The sequence below is a fragment of the Caballeronia arvi genome, assembly GCF_001544695.2.
Taxonomy (GTDB): Bacteria; Pseudomonadota; Gammaproteobacteria; order Burkholderiales; family Burkholderiaceae; genus Caballeronia; species Caballeronia arvi.
This window is the reverse complement of record NZ_FCOM02000264.1, coordinates 1-1,059: the sequence shown is the minus strand read 5'-3', so window position 1 is coordinate 1,059 and position 1,059 is coordinate 1. Positions and strand designations below refer to the sequence as shown.

The 1,059-nt window shown below is 63.6% G+C and carries 1 protein-coding gene; it reads left to right on the top strand.

Annotated features, from left to right (window positions below; translation table 11 throughout):
- Positions 1-206: 206 nt before the first annotated feature.
- Positions 207-1,059, top strand: an 853-nt coding sequence (locus tag AWB74_RS44790; RefSeq protein ID WP_061152834.1) for a DNA-binding protein, incomplete at its 3' end; no start/stop codon positions are given.

The window sequence follows — 1,059 nt, the reverse complement described above, 5'->3', positions numbered from 1 at the left end:
GGATGGCAAGCGTTTCGAGCGGCGCAGGCTGAAGTGCATGTGATATCGACGGGAGGGCGGGCATCAAGGTCACCTGACTTGTTTTCGCCATTTTAGCTGGCCAACATAGACATTATAGGATTAATGTCAAATCAAGCAATGCGTGGCGTTAGATTTCAAACGCAATACGTTGTATTATGAGCGCTCTAGTTATTCCTTCGACGTCCATGTCCGACGTTCTTTCCGATGAGGCCCGCCTGGCGGCCGACATCGACCGCCTGAAAGCGGAATTTCCCAAGACGCGCGAGCTTTACCGCGAAGTGTGCGCTCTGCTGTTCTTCCGCTTTGGCGTGCCGCCGACCGCCAATCGCCTCTACAACCTGGTGCGACGCGGCACCATGAGCACGCCGGCGTCGGTGCTGAGCGAATTCTGGGCGGAGCTGCGCGAGAAGAGTCGCGTGCGCATCGAGCATCCGGATCTGCCGGCCGATCTCGGCGAGGCGGCAGGTGAGCTGATTGGCACGTTGTGGACGCGCGCGAGCACGTCGGCACAGGCCGAACTGACCGCGCTGCGCGAGGAGGTCGAGGCGCAGCGGGCCGACGCGGAGCAAAAGGTCGTTGCGGCACGCGATGAACTCGGACGCACGGAGACCGCGCTCGAACAGCGCACCGCCGCGCTGCTGGCTGCGCAGGTCGGGATTCGGGAGCTCGAGCGGCAGCAGGCTGAGGAGGCCGCCACGCGCACGGCACTTGAAGCGCAGATCAAGCGTCTCGGCGAACAGGCCGCTGTGCGGGAGCGAGAGCTGGAGACGGTACGCGACACGTTTTCGCGTGATCTGGAGAAACTTCGGGAGACGGCCCATCGGGCCGAAGAGCGCTTACGCGCGACGGAAAAGCGCGCGTTGCTGGAAATCGACCGAGAACGCAGCGCGGTGGCCAAGGCTCAGAAAGAACTGGCCGAGGCGGCCAAGCGCGCCGACAAGCGCGAGGCCGAACATCGTCACACCGTCGACGCGCTGCAGGAGCAGCAGGGTGATGCCCGCCATCAGACCGGGGTGCTGCAAGGCAAACTGGCCGCGC